This window comes from Desulfobacter curvatus DSM 3379, assembly GCF_000373985.1.
Classification (GTDB): domain Bacteria; phylum Desulfobacterota; class Desulfobacteria; order Desulfobacterales; family Desulfobacteraceae; genus Desulfobacter; species Desulfobacter curvatus.
Genome location: NZ_KB892957.1, coordinates 13,885 through 32,615, shown reverse-complemented (window position 1 = coordinate 32,615; position 18,731 = coordinate 13,885). Strand labels below are relative to the sequence as shown.

The window sequence follows — 18,731 nt, the reverse complement described above, 5'->3', positions numbered from 1 at the left end:
GGTATGGAGTCAACACATGTCCTATTTTGATTTTTCAAATTTTGAGATCTCCTTCACCAACTACATTAAGTATATTCTGGGCAAGCAACTTGAGCACGCCTCGAAAAATGATCAGTTGAATGCCGTTTCCTATGCTGTTGGCAAATACCTTATCGATATTGGTTATGATACGCAGAAGCGCTACCAGGAAAATGACGCCAAACGCCTGCATTACCTGTCTCTTGAATTTCTTATCGGGCGGCTTCTAAGTAATAATTTATTGAACCTGGGTATTTATAACCGCTGTAAAAAATTTCTTGAAAAAAAGGGCATTGATCTGGAATTCCTGGTGGAGAAAGAACGGGATCCGGCCCTGGGCAACGGGGGGCTTGGGCGTTTGGCCGCTTGTTTCCTTGATTCTTTGGCCTGCCTGAATATGCCGGGGTTCGGGTACGGGATTAACTATGATTATGGTCTGTTCAAGCAGTTGATCGTTAACGGATACCAGAAGGAAAAACCCGATTACTGGCCCAACCGTAGGTCGCCCTGGCTGATCCGCAGAACAGAAGAGCGCTACATGGTTCCCATTTACGGCCGGGTGGAGGGCAGTGTGGACAGGGACGGAGAGTATAACCCCGTATGGTCGAACTGGGCGCTGCTCATTGGCCGGCCCCATGATATCCTGGTTGCAGGTTTTGAAGGACGTACCGTAAATTATTTGCGGCTGTTCACGGCCGAGGCGTCCGAAGATTTTGATATCGATATTTTTAATGAGGGGGATTATTTTAAAGCCGTGGGCCGGAAAATAAAATCCGAGACCATTTCTAAAATTCTCTATCCGTCGGATTCCAAAGAGTCGGGAAAAGAACTGCGGCTGGTTCAGGAGTATTTCCTTGTGGCTTGTTCCTTAAGGGATATTATTCGCAAGTATGAAATGAACCATGACTCCTTTGACGATTTTCATAATAACGTGGCCATTCAGCTTAACGATACCCATCCGGCCCTGGCGGTGGTGGAGCTGATGCGTATCCTGGTGGATGAAAAAGGCATACAATGGGAAACTGCCTGGGAAATTACTAAAAAGACACTTGGATATACCAACCACACCCTGCTGCCCGAAGCTCTGGAAACCTGGCCGGTGAGTATTCTGGAGCGGGTGGTGCCCCGGCATATGCAGTTGATTTATGAAATTAACCAGCGGTTCCTGGAATATTTGACCGTGCGGGATCGTGATATGCCAACTGAAAGCATTGCAAAGATGTCCATCATCCAAGAGGGGGATGTTAAGCAAGTGCGCATGGCCAATCTTGCCATCATCGGCAGCCATTCGGTAAACGGGGTGGCAAAGGTTCACTCCAATCTGGTCAAACGGCAACTTGTCCCCGAGTTTTACAAGCTGTGGCCGAACAGATTCAACAATAAGACCAACGGGGTCTCCCCCAGGCGTTGGATCGCTGCCTGCAATCCCCGCCTTGCAGCGTTTATTACCGAAGCCATCGGACGGCGGTGGGTGGGGGATTTATCGCGGATCTGGGAGCTGGAAACCTTTCAAAACGATCCGGGATTCCTGGACCGGCTGGGTGAGATCAAGCTGGCTAACAAAGAGGCGTTGGCCGCATTAATCCGACAGAAATTGTTCCTGACCGTGGATCCCAACTCCATTTTTGACATCCAGGCCAAGCGGATACATGAATATAAGCGCCAATTGCTCAATGTGATTCATATCATCCACCTGTATCTGTCCATCAAGGAGGACGGCAAGGATATCGGTCATCCCCGGACCTTTATTTTTGCCGGTAAGGCCGCTCCGGGGTACCATTTTGCCAAATTGATCATCAAACTGATCCATTCGGTTGCCAATGTGGTCAATAAGGATCCGGATATCCATGACATGATCAAGGTGGTTTTTTTGCCGGACTACCGGGTAACCCTGGCGGAAAAGATTATTCCGGCTGCAGACGTCAGCGAGCAGATTTCCACCGCTGGCATGGAAGCCTCGGGAACCGGAAATATGAAGTTTGCCATGAACGGCGCCTTGACCGTCGGTACTTTGGATGGGGCCAATATAGAAATCGCAGACCAGGTGGGAAATGAAAATATTTATATTTTCGGCCTCACTGTGGACGAAGTGGAGGCGCTTCGCCCGAATTATGAGCCCAAAACCTTCTGCGATGAAGATCCGGACTTGAAACGGGTGCTCAAGGCCATCTTTTCCAGCCGGTTCTGTTCCGACGAGCCCGGTATTTTCAAACCTGTTTACAGTCAGCTCATGGGCAACCGGGAACATTATCTTCACCTGGCAGATTTTAAGGCTTATGTTGCAACCCAGTTAAAGATAGGCAACGACTATAAGGACCGGACCAAATGGCTCTCCATGTCCCTGAAAAACATCGCCCGTACCGGTTTTTTTTCCAGTGACCGGGCGATTCAGGAATATGCGGACGGTATCTGGGGGATTCATTCTTTTCCAGGATAGCGTTAGACATGTGCCAGTACCAGGGCGCAGCGATTGGGCAGGTAAAGGCTCAGGGCATGGCGGTTTTCAGACACATCACCCAGGGGCATGGTAAAATGTTCCTGGTCCGGGTTCAGGCGCCCTAATCCGCCGAACCGGGATTCATCCGTATCCAAGGGCATCTCATACTTGCCTGCCGGCGCATGAATCAGGTAGTCAGTAAAAGAGTGTTCCGGGTGGAAGTTGAACACAAAAATAAGGCCGGACCGCTCAAATGCCAGAATTTTGTCATCTTCGTGGAGGTGCAAAAGCCTTGGCCTGTCCCATGTAAATAATTGCGCTTGTTTTGCCAGGGCAATCATCTGCTTGTCAAAGGCGAACAGGTCCGGGAAATACAGATTCTTGTCATACCTCAGGGACCACAAGCGTCTGGCATAGTGGTAAGAATATCCATTGGCAGGGGATGGAAAATCAATCCATTCAGGATGGCCGAACTCGTTGCCCATGAAATTGAGATACCCTTTGTGGGCGCAGGCCAGGGTGACAAGGCGGATCATTTTGTGAAGGGCCACGGCCCGTTGGGTGGTGATGCTTGTATTGGACTTTTCCATGGAATCATAGATTTTTCCGCCCATCAGCCTCATCATTATAGTCTGATCCCCCACCAGTGCCTGGTCATGGCACTCCACATAACTGATGGTGCGCTCTTCGTCCCTGTGCCGGGTCAATTCATACCACAGACCTCCCATGTGCCACGCTTCATCCCTGACCTCCTTGAGCAGTTTGATCCAGTAATCAGGCACCCCCATGGCAAACCTGAAATTAAAGCCTGTGCCGCATAATTCCACTGGTGCAGCAAGCCCGGGATACCCACTCACATCTTCTGCAATGGTTATCGCATCGGGGCGGATTTCATGAACCAGGTTATTGGCGGCATAAAGATAACTTAAGGCATCTTCATCCACATCATCGCCAAAATAATCCTGGTATCCTGTAAAGGCGCGTCCTAATCCGTGATCGGCAAACAGCATGGAGGTTACACCGTCAAACCGGAATCCATCCACCCGGAATTGTTCAAGAAAATATTTCAGGTTGGAGAGCAGGAAATGTAATACCTGCTGTTTGCCATAGTCAAAACACCGGGAATCCCAGAGCGTATGATCCCCTCTGCCTTGGTCGTGGAAAAACTGGTACATGGAACCGTCAAACCGCGACAGCCCCTCCACTTCATTTTTCACGCTGTGTGAGTGTACAATATCCATGAGCACACGGATGCCGGCCTGATGTGCGCTGTCTACCAGGTACTTGAAATCATCCGGGGTGCCGAACCGGGAAGAGGGGGCAAAAAATGACGATACATGGTACCCGAAAGAACCATAATAAGGGTGTTCCTGAACCGCCATCATCTGCAGGGTATTGTACCCCGCGTCAATGACCTTGGGCAGGATATGATCGGCAAACTCCCGCCAGGTACCGACCCTGCCTTCTTCTAAAGCCATGCCTGCATGGGCTTCATAGATCAAAAGAGGATCTGTGGACAGGTTGGGGGGGGCTGCCTGCCACTGGTATGGCCGGTCCGGTGCCCAGACCTGGGCATTGAAAATATAGGTGGCGCTGTCCTGGATGGCCCGGGTGGCCGCCGTGGGGATACGGTCGCCTTCTCCGCCGTTCCAAATTACCTTTAGCCGGTAAAGCTGTTCATGGCAGAAAAAGTCATCAGGGAACCGGGCCTCAAATATGCCGTCGGGGTCAGGCCCTTTTACTTCCCAGGCCGAAGATTTTTTCCAGTTGTTGGCCGGTGTGAGGATAAACATGGCCGTCGCATTGGGTGCCCATTCCCTGAACACCCAGCCTTTTTTATCTTTGTGCAGGCCAAAAAAATCATGGTAGTTTGCCATGTTAGCCCAGGATTTTTTGTTTTTCAGCGTTTCCGTTTTAGCCAGGGCTTTTTCAAACCGTGCCCGGATAATGGGTTTAAACGGTGACAGGTACGGATCATTTGTCCATGAAGGATCAGACCAAAAAGGGTCTTTGGAGCATTTTTTCATATAGTTCAATATAGCTTTCAGCACAACGGCTGTGGTTGAATTCAAGTACCGACTCAGTCATGATTCTACGGATCTGAATTTCTTTTTCGTCCGGGTCCAAAAGGAAAAATTCCATGGCACGGTCCACGGCCCAATTCAGGCCCTGGGCATCGTGGACGTTGAAAATAAATCCATTTCCCGTTGAATGATTGACATCCAGTTGTTTGACCGTATCATGCAAGCCGCCTGTATCAAATACAATGGGCAGGCTGCCGTATATTCCTCCAATCATCTGGGGCAGGCCGCACGGCTCAAAGGAAGAGGGCATGAGGATAAAATCACTGGCGGCAAACGCCTGGTGGGATAAATGTTCGTTGAACCCCCAGATACTGATTCGCCGGTGCAGACCATGGAAATTGACAATATCGTGGAAGTGTTTCTGACATGCCCCATCTGCCACGGATACAATCTGAATGCCTGTCTCCCAGTAACGGGAAATAATATCATACATGATTGCTGACAGAAGCGTACACCCTTTTTGCACTGGGTCCAGGCGGGAGGGCCAGAAAAATAGAGGTGCATTGGGGTCTATTTCAAGACCCACGGATTTCTGCAGGAAAATTTTATTTTGCTTTTTTTGGGCACGGTGGTTTTTGGGTCCGTAATTGAATTGGACCATCTCATCCACGGCGGGATTGAATTCGGGTTCAGGCGCATTTAAAATTCCTGTGGCGCATCCGGCCTCCCATTTGTGGGTCAGCTCTTCCCTAAGTTCAGGTTCCACAAATGAGTGGCGGTTTTCAACAATTTCACGCAAAAAGGAGGGACTTACCGTGTTCACATAATGGGCGGAAAAGACCCCTGATACCAGAAAATCCACCCGGTTGGTATCCCGGCTCTCCTCGTAGTTAAAGGGCGGATATTTGAAGTAGAGCCACTGCCAGAAGGCTGCCGCATCAATACCCCTGTCCTCAATTTCTGCCATAGTGGAGGTCATGGTATGAATGTTGTGAATTGAGAACAGGCACGGGATCTCATATCGTCTGGCCATGGCTGGAATCAGTCCGGTCATCCAATCGTTGCAGTGGATAATGTCCGGTTTCACCCTTGGGATAATGTGGTTGATCACTTCCCGCTGAAACGCCAGGGACACCTTGAGATCTTTATCCGAATAGCCGGAATAAACACCGTCTTTGTAAAGGAACACCCGGTCCGTGGCAAAATGAATCCGTTCTTCATGCAGGCGCTGGCGTATTTTTTCAACCTGCCTGTGGTGCCTGGGTTCGTTATCGCCATGATATATGGATCTGTAGTCGGGGATGGCTACATGAACATCGCAGTTTAAATCGTATAACGCGGAGATCAGTGCTGCCGACACATCTGCCAGACCGCCGGCCTTGGCGGAGTAATCATCGGAACCGGGGCTGATACCCTCGGGCAGATAAGTGACTTCCGGGGTTACAATAAGAATTCTTGGCCTATGGGGCATAACCACCTCCCATTTTCTGGTTTTCGGAGTGCTGCCGGTTCTGTCCATAATGGGCTGACTGGTCCCAAACAATTAACTTTGAATGATATAGCATTTTTTATACTGAAACGGTTAATATTTATTCTGAATCCGGGTTAGCTTATGAACAACCCTGGCAATTTCACTGCAGCCCCAAGCCTGGGCATCACATCCCCTGGGGGTGTGCGGGAAATTGCCGTCAAGAATTTCAGGTACAAAACCTGCCGCGCCTGTGCGCATCAATGGCAGTGAACTGCCCAGCCATGCCAGGGCCGCTGGAATACCCGTGGGGCCAAAGGCTGTGGCCCAGGCTTCGCAAAATACCGGAAACTGCCATGTCCAGGCTGTGCCGTTGTGGTAGGCTGGTTTCCTTTGGGTGTCCTCATCCCCCTGGTAATACCCTGCATAGGGTGCATTGGGATTTACCAGGTGCCGGCCCTCTCGTTCAATGAACAACGGTATGGTAAGGGGTCGGTCCGCAAGGCTTCTGATGGCACCCGGTACCAAGAGCTCCCGGCAAGTTTCCACCACCCGGGCCATGATTTTTGGGTCGTCAATGACCCCTAAAGTGATCAGCAGCAACTGATTGGGCCGCAGGGCATCATCAGGAATCGCATGTCCGGCGTCAACCGGTTCGTTGCAGTGCAGACAATCGCTGAAAAACCCATCGTTTTCGCGCCAGAACAGATCCACGATGTTGCGTTTAACCGTGTCTGCATGTTTTTGCCATGGCGCGTGTGGGTCCACATCATCAACCTGGGATAAAAATTGAAGGGCATGACACCACAACGCCTGGATCTCAATGGGATATCCCTGGCGGGGGGTACCTGCCGGGAAATTGGTATCCATCCAGGTAAAATGGGCCGGGCTATAGAGCAGCATGGATTCCGGATCTGCCTTGACACCGGTGGGTGTGCCGTTGATCATGGATGATGCCATGTCTTTGAGCACCTGGATCATGGTGCGCTGTCCGATCTTTTGGGTGAGTACCGCCTCTTTGCCTAAGCTTTGGGTCAGTTGCCGGCAGCAGGCAAAAAACCACAGGGGCGCATCTGACGTCTCAATGTTCCTTGCATCGTCACAGCATATCATATTGGGCAGGGTGCCGTTTTTTTCAAATTTTCCAAAAAGGGAGAGTATGTCCATGGCATCCCGGGTCCGGTCAAGCTCAATCAGGGAACGGCAGAAGATCAGGCTGTCCCTTCCCCAGTCCAGGAACCATGGATATCCTGCTACTACGCTTTTTTCCTCTCCCCGGTCCACGATGAATGCGTCAAGGCTTGTCTGGGCTGCCTGAAAAAACGGCACGGTCGAATGAAAAGGACCAGGCAAAGAGATCTTTTTATCGTCTTCAGGTTCAGGCATTTTCTCTTCATCAATGACACAGGCTATCAGGCGAACTGTGTCTCCTCCCTTGACATTGATGTCGAAATAGCCCGGACTGAACAGATCAGAATCGGCATCCAGGCCCCGGGTGGCTTCAACATTTCTGTGGACCATGTATTGCCATTCCGGTTTCGATAAAAATGTATCCCGGCTGCTTGACAGCCGAAGGATCTGCCCTGTTTTAGAATGAAAGAAAAATCCGTTTTCAAATGCCGAAATCCGGGATGGCCATTGCTGTTCAGGCCCGCTAAAGGCCTTAACCGTGTCATGGAAACTTCTGTCTTCAATGTCGGGACGGATGATAAGCGTGACGTCGCGTTGGGACTGAAGGCGCCGGGGATTATTCGCCGGTGCGGTTTCCCGGTGCAGGGTCAGGGTCACGGTGTTGGTTTTTCGGTCCATCTCCAGGAACAGATCTATGACATAATATCTGCCTTCGGATGAAGGGACCCTGAACCGCCATTTCCCGCCCTGGTCATGGGAGGCCCAGAAGGCATCCAGGCAATCCAGCCCAAGTTCCCTGGAATAACCCTGGAATACACCCCAGATCTTGAACCGGGATAAAAGCATCCACCGGTTTTCGGGCAGACTGGGATTCAAGTTGGCGCCCAAAAGGGCATCATAACGGCTCTCCAGGTGGCTGAAATTTGCTCCTGCCCGCATCATTGCACCCAGGTTGGTAGTGGACAACTGCTTGATGGACGGGTCTGTGACAATCTCCCGGCGGGTAAAGGAGAAACGCAGGTTAAGGGTCTCAAAAGGGGGCAGATACCGGATATTTCCGGTAATTAGTTTAGTTCCTTGGGGGCCGGATATGCGCAGTTTGAGCCGGCAGTCCCTGTGATAGTCCTTTATTTCCATGGGCATGAAAATGGCCTGATATCCGCCTCCCCCTTCTATGGGCAGGCTTTCATAGAATCCCAAACACTGTTTGTCCGGCCCTGCTTCCTCAAGCCGAACCCTGAAATGCCGGTTGCATCGGACCAACAGGAAAAAACCCGGGGGAACCATTACTCTGCGATTGACATCCTTGTGGGCATTAAACAGGATAGTACGGCTGGGCCGCTTGTCCGGGTAGAGTTCGCGGATAAAGGTTTCAGGATTCCGGGCCAGGTCCATGGCGGCCTGGTTCACATCCAGGTCGGCTATATTCGTGTAGCCCTTCACTGCCGTGATCACCTCAAGGGCCAATGCTCTTTGTTTCTGCATCAAAACCCTGCCCGGCATGGACAGATTGCCGGACGGCTGGCGCTCAAGCAGGTTCAGATCATCCTTTTCAGGACTTAAAGCCAGCACTGCACCCGGTTTCAGAAGAATACGGTATTTTCCGTTTCTGTTTTCTGCCTGAACAGTGTTGCCTGAAATCAGGTCGGTCCATGGAAAAGCAACATTGCCTTCCGCGCCGGCCGGCCACACCGCCATGGCCTGACTGTCGCAGTCCAGGTTGATCAGCACCAGCACCCGGGCATTTTGACGGGGGTTGAATCTTAGCAGTGCCAGTGCCTGGCTCTTTTTTTCATGGATGAATTTCAATTGGGCCCGGCTGAAAAAAGCAGGGTGTTCCCGTAAAAGAAGATGAAGCCGGGTGATATAATCCACCTGATTTTCAGGGCTCCCCCAGTTCAGGCCCGGGGAGTTGTGGACATTTATTTTTTCCTTGGCAAACCATTCCACGCCATTGGCAAATCCGAATCCCCCGCAGATACTGAAAAGCGCGCAAAGGCCGGTCCTCATTTTTGCATAGGTGTGAGACACTTTGGCCAGGCGGTCATTGTCATGGGTTTCCGCAAAATGGATTAAGTGGCCGCAGGTATTGGAAAGGTCTATGGCCTGGGGAATGTACCTGGATATTTGCTCAAGGGAGTATTCCTGGAAAAGTTCGGAATAGGCCCAGTTAAAATTTGCACGCTGGAGCAGGTTGCGGGTTGCATCCGGTGACCCTCCCAATCCTTCAAGGAAAAAAATCGTGTTGGGGTACTGGCTTCTGACCTTAACGATAATATACTCCCAGGCCCGTTCCGGGATCATGTACCCGGCATCGCACCTGAATCCGTCCACACCCCGGCGGCACCAGAGTAGAAAGATATCAGCCATGTACTGCCACAGATCCGTGTGCCGGTAATCCAGCTTGGTCAGATCCGCCCATACAACCCCCCAGGCACCGGGCATGCGGATTTTGCCGTCATCCTCTCGGTCCAGCCACTCGGGATGGGATTCATGAAGATGGGCAGCCCATCCGGTATGGTTGATGGCAATATCAAGGATCAGATAGCCGTCGTGATCATGCACGGCATCCACCAGTTCCATAAATTGTTCAAGGGGGGTGGCTGCCGGGTCAAACTGGGCCAGAGCCGGGTCCACATCCGAAAAATCCAGGGCTGCATAGGGACTTCCAAACCGGCCCATCCGGGCATAGGTGGTGGGCGTTGGATGAATGGGCAAAAGGTGAAGCGCCCGGCAGCCCATCCTGGAAAAGATAAAGTTCAACTGTTCCTTTAGATCCCTGAATTTTCCGGATTTGGGAATCACCGTGAATCCCTGGTCATCCAGCTTGTTGATCACGGAATCCAGATTCGGGGGCTGGAACGTTGCGTCCTTGGTGGCGCCAAACTGCCGCACAAACGCGTTATAAATGATATTGGCACAGCAGCTCCCGGCCGGTTCAACACAGATTTGGGTGTTTTCCCCTTCGGGCCATACCGGGACATCACTGTCTTGGGGAAGAAAAAAACATTTTGCCTGGAACGATCCGGCCTGGTGCAGGGGCAGGTGGATGGAAAAATTTCCATCTCCTTCTTCTTTCATGGGCAGGTCGTACCAGGCCTCGCCCAGTTTGATTTCGTTTTTTTCCACCCGGCGGATGATTTCCCTGCGGATTGTATCCGCATTGCCCAGGTTGGTTCTGACAAAGGCACGGCCGGGGCTGTCAGGGGATACACTAAGCTTGAAATCGACAACATCCCCGCAGAATAAAATCCGGGCCGTTCCCGGGGACGGACTCTGGGCGAGCAAAAATATTTCCTGATTCTTTGTGACCATAGTCCCGCCTTAGGAAGTTGGGCTTAAAAAAATAGGGCAATAAACGCAAAATTTTTAAATTGAATTATATCATATAATTCCAAAGAGTAAATAAAAAGAAAAACAAAGTTTTGTCGTCCTGATATGCACGGTATTGCGCGGTTTCCTGCAAACGCGATGGGATTTTTTTCTTCAGATGCATGGCGTTTTAGCACGTGTTGATTTCGCAGCTTTTTTTATCTGACTCTGGCTTTTTTTTAAAAAAGCAGCTATGCAGTAAGTCTCAAATTTTAAATTACATACTTGTAGCTGAGCAGCTGAAAGGATGGTGGGTATGAAAAAAGTCGGAATAATTGGTTGGCGGGGCATGGTGGGTTCCGTGCTCATGGAAAGAATGTCTGCACAGAATGATTTTCAAAAATTTACACCGGTTTTTTTCACCACGTCCCAGGCCGGACAGACTGCCCCTGATGTGGGGCAGGGGACCTCGGAACTCATTGACGCTTTCAATATTGACGCACTCATGGACATGGATATTGTGGTGACCTGTCAGGGTGGGTCTTATACCGAAGCCGTACGTCCCAAACTGACCGAGCGTGGCTGGGAGGGGTACTGGATTGATGCGGCATCCACCCTGAGAATGGATGAACAAAGCATTATTGTTCTTGATCCGGTCAACATGCCGGTCATTGAAAAGGCAATATCCCAGGGAATTAAGAATTTTATCGGAGGCAACTGCACGGTATCATTGATGCTGATGGCTTTAGGCGGGCTTTTTGAAAATGACTGGGTGGAGTGGCTGACCTCCATGACCTACCAGGCCGCTTCCGGCGCCGGTGCCAAAAACATGAGAGAGCTTGTGGCACAGATGAGAACCATTGGTGATAATGCCGCCCTGATTCTGGATGATCCTGCCTCAGCGATTCTTGATCTTGACCGAAAGGTTACCGACACCTTGCGCTCCGATGCCTATCCTGTTGAAAACTGGGGCGTTCCCTTGGGTGCAAGCCTGATCCCATGGATTGACCGGGCCATGGAGAACGGCCAGACCCGGGAGGAGTGGAAAGGCTTTGTGGAAACCAATAAAATTTTGGGCCGCTCGGACAATCCCATCCCCATTGACGGCCAGTGCATCCGCATCGGATCCATGCGTTGCCATTCCCAGGCCTTCACCATCAAGTTGAAAAAGGATGTCCCTTTAGACGAGATCAATGCCGCCCTGTCGGCCAATAATGACTGGGTCCGGGTGATACCCAACAATAAGGAAGACTCCATCAGAGACCTGACGCCCGCTGCGGTGACAGGTACACTGAACGTACCTGTGGGCAGAATCCGGAAAATGAATATCGGAGAAAATTTTCTCACCGCATTCTCCGTGGGTGATCAGTTGCTTTGGGGCGCGGCCGAACCCTTGCGGCGAATTTTAAATATCATTCTTTAAAGAAAAATTAGGGCAGGGAAACGGTCAGGCAAATTGTTCGGCCGGTGTGTTCTGCATGGATGTTGCCTTTGCAGCGCAGGACCTGTTTTTTTGCAATGGCAAGTCCAAGTCCTGTTCCCGATGCTTTTTGCCCGGGAATACGGAAAAACGGATTGAACAGGCGATCAAGATCCTTTTGACTCATCGGTGCACAGGTATTGGTGATTGAAAATTCAAGGCCCTTGGGAGAGACCGTTCCGGCAGAAACACGGATGGAATTGCCGGGTGGGGAATATTTTATGGCATTGTCCATGAGATTGGAAAAAACCGATTTTACCAATGCTTTATCCTGGCGGGCCTTGCCAAAGTCCCGGATGTTAAGGTCAAGGGCCAGGCCGTTATTGCTCAATAGCGGATGATATGCATCCAGCATGGATTTGATGAAATCGCAAAACCTGAACGTCTCAGGTGCCAGGGCCGATTCCTGATAATTCATCTTGGAAAGGGCCAGCGCTTCTGCAATCAGGGTGTCAAGATCTCCGATATCTGATTCCATGTTGTTCAACAACCGCATGACGGCATCATCTGAAAAACCCTGGTGTTCCAGTTTGTCTAGGATAAGTTCCTTGGAAACCCTCAGGCGCGCAAGGGGAGATCGCAATTCATGGGACACATTGGCCGTCAGTTCCTTGGTATTGCCGACCAGCCGTTCCAAGCGGTCTGCCATCAGATTGAATGTATCCCCAAGTTTGGCAATTTCATCATGGCCTTTGATATCCGTTCTCACAGACAAATTCCCTTCTGCAAATTCAAGGGCAGACTGATTAAGCCGGTTTATCCGGCGGGTGATGTACGAAATCATGGGGATCAGCATCAAGGTGGTGGTAATACCGACGACAAGAAATCCAATTAAGAACAGCTTTTCATAGTGGGTGGCTTTCCCGGTGTCTACAAAAAGGTGAATGTGCAATCCTTGGCTCCGGTAGCTGATGGGTATGATGGCATAGTATTTTTCCCATTTAAGCATATAATGGTAAACTGTGATCCCGCTGTCGTGATCGACATGTATATGGACCTTGTCAGACAGAAAATCCACCGACCCCTCAAAACTTTGCCATATAATATGGCCCCCGGGTTCGGTCAACCAGAGTTTGATGCCGAATATTTGTGTGCAGGTGTCCAAAAGCCGGACAAAATCGGGATTTTTTTCTGCCGGAAGGTTTCTATGCCGGTCCGCCTCATTTTGTACCATGACTTTAAATAATTTGAGCTTGATAATGGTCTGCCGGTCTATGTAGGATTTATATGAACGCCCGGCAGTCACCATGAACAGACCGATGGTCAGCAGCATGTTAATCAGCAGAATACCCAGAAAAGCGCAAAGAATTTTCAGGTAAAGACGCTTGGTTATCATAGTTTGGGCACTTTGGTTATGAATCAGTATTGATAAACATGTATCCTGTGCCCCATATTGTTTTGATCCGCACCGGAGAAGATGGGGTTTTTTCGATTTTTCCCCTTAGTTTGGAAACATGAATATCCACGCTGCGGTCATCAGCCATGAAGCTTCGACCCTGGGCCATGTTTGTGATCTGCTCCCGGCTGAGCACTGTGTTCGGGTGTTTCATCAATACTTCCAGGACATTGAATTCCGTGGTGGATAAGGGCACGTTTTCGCCCTTGGAAATCAAGGTCCGTGTGGACCGGTTCAATTCCAGATCCCCAGCCCGGATAATCACGGTATCGGACTCGGGGACTGCCCTGTCCTGGCGCCGGAGAATGGCCCGGATTCTGGCAAGAAGCTCCCTGGGATTAAAGGGTTTGGGCAAATAATCGTCCGCCCCCAGCTCCAGGCCCACAATTCTGTCCGTGTCATCGCCTTTAGCCGTAAGCATGATGACCGGTATGGTATGTTTGGCCCGGATTTGCTTTAGCACTTCCAAACCATTGGTATCCGGCAACATAATATCCAGAATAACAATATCCGGCTGCTTATCCTGTATGGCATCAAGGGCGTCGGCGCCCACCATGACGGAATGGGTTAAAAATTCATTTTCCTTCAAATACTCGGTCAAAAGATCAATGAGTCTTGCATCATCGTCTACGATTAAAACTGTTTGTGACATGATTTTTTTTCCTTTCGTTCCACTTCATAATTGATTTTGCGGTTTTTTTACACGCTGAGTCAATTGTTTTTATTGAATCGGATGCAGTTTTTTATGTTTTGGCGCACTTTTAGGAAGAAAAGATTGACAATAATGCGTATTAAATGGTTCTTGAACCAGTTGGAAAAACAAACAGTGTCTGTCCGGAAATTAGGTGAAATCCTAATTTCGGATGGGTTTTTAAATAAGGAGTTATTATGCCCGGCCTGGAACTTTTGGCACCGGCGAAAAATATGGAATTTGGCAAGGCGGCCGTTGATCACGGAGCCGATGCCGTGTATATCGGTCCCGAACGGTTTGGTGCAAGGGCTGCAGCCGGTAACAGTGTGGCAGAGATTGAAGCGCTGTGCACCCATGCCCATCGATATTTCGCCCGGGTATATGTGGCCTTCAACACCCTGCTTTTTGATGATGAACTTGAACCGGCTCGTCGTTTGATAGAACAGCTTTACAATGCCGGGGTGGATGCCCTGATCATCCAGGATATGGGGCTTTTAGAGATGGATTTGCCCCCCATCCCCTTATTTGCCAGCACCCAGACCGATAACCGGACCCCGGAAAAGGTCAGATTCCTTGAACAGTCCGGATTCTCCCGTGTGATTCTTGCCCGGGAGCTGTCTTTATCTGCGATTAAACAGATCAGAACCGCCACAAGCGTGGATCTTGAAGCCTTTGTCCACGGGGCATTGTGCGTGTGCTATTCCGGGCAATGTTATATGAGTGCGGCCATTGGCGGCAGAAGTGCCAACCGCGGCGCCTGCGGCCAGCCCTGCCGGCTTGCCTGGAACCTTGAGGATAAAGGCGGCACAGTGCTTTGTGAAAACAGGCATCTGCTCTCTTTAAAGGATATGAACCGTTCTGATTTTTTAGGGGATCTGGTTCGGGCCGGAATAACCTCTTTTAAGATCGAAGGACGGCTTAAAAGTTTAGATTATGTGAAAAATATCACGGGATTTTACCGCCAACGGCTTGATGCCTTGATAAAGGCCGGTTCCTCACATGCCCGCACATCCTCGGGCCGTACAAGGTTTTTTTTCACACCCGAGCCCTGCAAAACGTTTAACCGGGGATTTACCGATTATTTTCTTTCCGGGTCACCCGATGCGTCAACCGGCTCGATTGACGCCTTTGATACGCCAAAATCAGTGGGAGAACCCATTGGACAGGTGAAACAAATTAAAAATCAGGCCCTGGTTCTGGATCGTCCCCATGATCTGCGGGCCGGAGACGGGGTCTGTTTTCCAAAGGCTCCGGGACGGCTCAAAGGGTTTTATGTGAACCGGGTGGATGAAAACGAACAGGTGTTCCCGTCCGGAAAAACACGGATTCATAAAAATGATCTGCCTAAAGGCACCATGGTATTCAGGAATCATGATTTAAGGTTTGCACGTTTGATGGCAGGCATGACCGCCCAAAGAAAGATATCCCTGGATATGACGTTTCGTAAGCATCCTGAAGGGATTGAACTCTCCTGTGTGGATGAGGACAATGTCCATGCCCGGGTCCTGCTTCGTGTCCCGGGGGAACCTGCCCGCAATCCGGACACGGCCAGGGCAGCCATTGAAAAGCAGTTGGCCAAGCTGGGCAATACCTGTTTTGAGTTGAACCGCCTTGAAATTCTTTCAAAGCCGGTGTTCCTGCCTGCCGCTGACCTGAACCGTTTGCGCCGGGACATGGTGGACTGCCTGGAGAAGAACCGGTTAAAGGCCTATGCACGGCCGACTGCCGGGCCCAGGCCGGCCCCGGTTCCTTTTTACCAGGCCGGCCTTGATTTTCGGGCCAATGCTGCCAATCATCCGGCGGTTCAATTTTATAAAAAAAGGGGCGTACAATCCATTGCGCCTGCCTTTGAATGTGCCGTGCCAGAGCCGGGGACCCCTGTGATGACCACAAAACACTGTATCCGCCGCAGCCTTGGGTGGTGCCCCGGAAAGGCAGGGCAAAACAGAGGCAATTGCCCGTACCCTTCTGCCGGGCCGTTGTTTCTGACCCATGGCAAACACCGTTTCCAGGTGACCTTTAACTGCCGGGAATGTGAGATGCAGATCCACACCCTCTCCCTTATCTCATAGTTCGTTCTGATTAAAATCTGACTTGACCACTGCTGGTTATATTTGTATGTTTTGACGAACTTTTAAAGGAGGTGTTAAAATGGGATGCGTTTGTCCTTATCTTAGGTTCTCAAAGTTGTTTCTAACTTTATTGACTGCCGTTATTCTGTTTTCATGTACAGATAATCTGGATCAACTGAACGAGGATGCTAAAAAGTACGTTGAAAGTGAAGTTACCCGGATTACAACCGGTTGGAAACAAGGTCTTCTTATGGCATCAGTCTATCCCGGCGTCCGGGAAGAGTTTAAGCTTCAAACCGTGAATCAGATCTTTTTTCTTTATAAAAAGCTGGGAGCCCTTCAGCAGATCAACGATATTACAGGACAGGTCGCGATCACCAGGACCTCGGGCAGCGATAAAACAATAACCGGTACTTACCAGGCCTCAGCCGAGTATGAGAACGGGCCGGCCGTGATCCATATCTCCTGCGTTATGGATAATGAAAAATGGTATATAACCGGTTTCCGGGTCAATTCTCCTGTTTTTGAGGACCTGCCGCCGGTATCCGGCGAGCCAGCGGAGGATGACAATGAACCCGCTGATACCGCGGCCCTTGAAAAGGAAGTGGCGGATTTACTGGCCACCGGGGATACAATTGCAATACGAAAAAATATTAAAAAACTGAAGACGCTGGCAAAAATTTATGAAGCCTCCGGTTCCGACGCGGATCTTATCCGCATGCTTGAAAAAATCCTTGAGGCGGATGCCACGGATCTGTCCAGCCAGTTTAAACTGGCAACGCTTTTGGCAAAAAACGGAGATGGGGCGAAAGCACAGGAAAAAGCCTTGCAGGTCTATAATTTTACAGAAGATGAAAAACTCATAGACCAGGCCAGACAGTTTTTAAAGGATTCCGGGTTTCAGGTGCCGCCGCTGCCGGAGCCCGCCCCTGTCCAAACGGATATTGAGATCGTAATGGTTCCCATGGGCGATGTGAACATGCAGCTGCTTTATGAATTGCGGGTGCTGTTGCAGGAAAAAATAGGACTTAACATTACACTTTCAAACCATAATATTGATCCCGGTCCCTGTGACCGCAAGGCATCGGAACCTTTTCTGAAAAACGTCTGTGAAGAGATTCGCAAGTCGCTTTCTCAAACCCAGCACCAGGCCATACTTGACAATCTTGATGCCACAGACGAGGAACTGGCATCTTCGGAAGGGCAAAGCCGTTATATATGGAAATACTTTTCTTTCCTGGGGGAGAACGGGAAAAAATACAGGGAAACATATTATGAAGCGTTGCTCCTTAGGGAAGATATGGAGCAATACCTGGCAGGAAGTTTGATTGAGCGTTTAAGACTGGCTGTTCCCTTTGGGGAAAATAATAAGGTTAAAGGATACCTGGGTGTGACATCCAAAGGGCTGTATTGCCCCACATGCAATTTCCTTTACGGAAACGCTGAGTGGGCCTATGGCGTTATCTCCTATGATGGATTTTTAGCCGCACATAATAATGAAGGGGACAATCGTCCCCGCCTGGTTAAACGGCTTTTGAAACAAGCCCTGTCCACCGCCAACTTCATGTTGGGGATTCCAAGGTGCAACACACCCTTTTGTGCCAGGGCGTATCCCCATTCCCTCCAGGAGCACGATGCCAAATCAGACAATCTCTGCCCGGTGTGCCAATCCCGGCTTGCGCAGTTTAAAAAGGACCGTGTGTTTGAGACATGCGCCTTGTCACTTTGCGAGCAGGGCAATGCGCTTTTGAAAGCCGGGAATCCCGATGCCGCTGAAAAGTGTTTCCGGCGCGCCCGGAAAGAGGCTCCGGGGCATTCCCAAGTTTATGGAATGATAGGAGACGGGTACTTCGCGGTTGGCCGTTTTGATCAGGCTGTAAATGCATGGCAAAAGGCATATAAGCTGAACCCCAAAGATATATATATGTTCAATATGGGGCTGGCTTATTATAAAAATGATGCGTTTCAATCCGCCCTTGATGCGTTTACCCTGCTGCTGGAAAAAAAACCGGACGATGCACAGGTCTTGGGATGGGTGGGGACTTGCTATGCCCGGATGAAAGAGTGCCCGAAAGCCATTTCATATTTGCAAAAAGCCATTGCAATTGACCCGGGAGATATCGACCGGTTCCAATATTTAGCCGCCTGTTTTAACCAAACCGGCCAAACGGACAAAGCAATCCGCACCATGGAGGAAATGGCCGGGCAGTTTCCCGATCATTATATTGGATATTATTATCTGGCCCGGCAGTTTATGGGTAAAGATCATGCAAAGGCCATTAAGAACTTTAAGAAAACCATTGAGTTAAACCCCGGTTTGGTCCCGGCATATGAAATGCTGGGGGTCAGCCTTGCCCGGGACGGCAAACGTGAAGAGGCCATCGGCATATTCAAGAAGGGGATAACAATTGATGGGAACCATGACTCTCTTTTCAATTCCCTGGGCTACACCTATTATCAGGAAAAGCGGTATGACCAGGCCATTGATGCGTATAGCCAGGCATTAACCCTTAATCCCAACTTCGCACTTTGCCATTATAACAAGGCGCTTGCCCACTATGCACTTGAACAGTTTTCGTTGGCAGAACAGCATTTAAACACCGCTGCAGATCTGGGATATAAAGGGTCTCCGGCATTCCGCCGGGCTTTGTACAAGAAATTGTAGCGCGTGCATACCTGGCTTTTGCGTTGCAACCAAACAA

General features: G+C 50.1%; 9 protein-coding genes. 4 read left to right on the top strand and 5 right to left on the bottom strand.

The genetic code is table 11. From position 1 onward, the window contains the following. The first annotated feature begins 16 nt into the window (after positions 1–16). Positions 17–2,455, top strand: a complete 2,439-nt coding sequence (locus B147_RS0105765) for a glycogen/starch/alpha-glucan phosphorylase (RefSeq protein ID WP_020586283.1) — start codon at positions 17–19, stop codon at positions 2,453–2,455. Between the two features lie 2 nt (positions 2,456–2,457). Here B147_RS0105765 and B147_RS0105760 read toward each other — a convergent pair whose 3' ends face one another. The 3 genes from B147_RS0105760 to B147_RS0105750 all read right to left on the bottom strand — a co-directional run bounded on the left by B147_RS0105760 (position 2,458) and on the right by B147_RS0105750 (position 10,393). After that, positions 2,458–4,527: an alpha amylase C-terminal domain-containing protein gene (locus tag B147_RS0105760; protein ID WP_245568935.1), complete on the bottom strand. Its 2,070-nt coding sequence runs from the start codon at positions 4,525–4,527 to the stop codon at positions 2,458–2,460. After that, the gene (locus B147_RS0105755; RefSeq protein ID WP_026259533.1) at positions 4,448–5,950 is read right to left on the bottom strand and encodes a glycogen synthase; all 1,503 of its coding nucleotides are present in this window, start codon (positions 5,948–5,950) and stop codon (positions 4,448–4,450) included. The genes B147_RS0105760 and B147_RS0105755 overlap by 80 nt, the downstream gene beginning before the upstream one ends. A gap of 111 nt (positions 5,951–6,061) precedes the next feature. Beyond that, positions 6,062–10,393: an amylo-alpha-1,6-glucosidase gene (locus tag B147_RS0105750; RefSeq protein ID WP_020586280.1), complete on the bottom strand. Its 4,332-nt coding sequence runs from the start codon at positions 10,391–10,393 to the stop codon at positions 6,062–6,064. Positions 10,394–10,706: 313 nt separating this feature from the next. Here B147_RS0105750 and asd point away from each other — a divergent pair, with 313 nt between their 5' ends. Continuing rightward, positions 10,707–11,813, top strand: coding sequence for an aspartate-semialdehyde dehydrogenase (gene asd, locus B147_RS0105745; protein ID WP_020586279.1), 1,107 nt, complete (start codon positions 10,707–10,709; stop codon positions 11,811–11,813). Positions 11,814–11,820: 7 nt separating this feature from the next. On the opposite strand, the gene B147_RS0105740 is transcribed toward asd, so the two are convergent. Both B147_RS0105740 and B147_RS0105735 read right to left on the bottom strand, forming a co-directional pair. Further along, positions 11,821–13,206: a HAMP domain-containing sensor histidine kinase gene (locus B147_RS0105740; RefSeq protein ID WP_020586278.1), complete on the bottom strand. Its 1,386-nt coding sequence runs from the start codon at positions 13,204–13,206 to the stop codon at positions 11,821–11,823. A 16-nt stretch (positions 13,207–13,222) separates the two neighbouring features. Further along, on the bottom strand, positions 13,223–13,918 hold the full coding sequence (locus B147_RS0105735; RefSeq protein ID WP_020586277.1) for a response regulator: 696 nt from the start codon (positions 13,916–13,918) through the stop codon (positions 13,223–13,225). A 236-nt stretch (positions 13,919–14,154) separates the two neighbouring features. Between B147_RS0105735 and B147_RS0105730 the strand changes: the two genes are divergently transcribed. Both B147_RS0105730 and B147_RS0105725 read left to right on the top strand, forming a co-directional pair. After that, complete coding sequence (locus B147_RS0105730) at positions 14,155–16,029, top strand: peptidase U32 family protein (protein WP_020586276.1); 1,875 nt, start codon at positions 14,155–14,157, stop codon at positions 16,027–16,029. Between the two features lie 79 nt (positions 16,030–16,108). Further along, positions 16,109–18,694: a tetratricopeptide repeat protein gene (locus B147_RS0105725; protein ID WP_020586275.1), complete on the top strand. Its 2,586-nt coding sequence runs from the start codon at positions 16,109–16,111 to the stop codon at positions 18,692–18,694. Positions 18,695–18,731 lie beyond the last annotated feature (37 nt).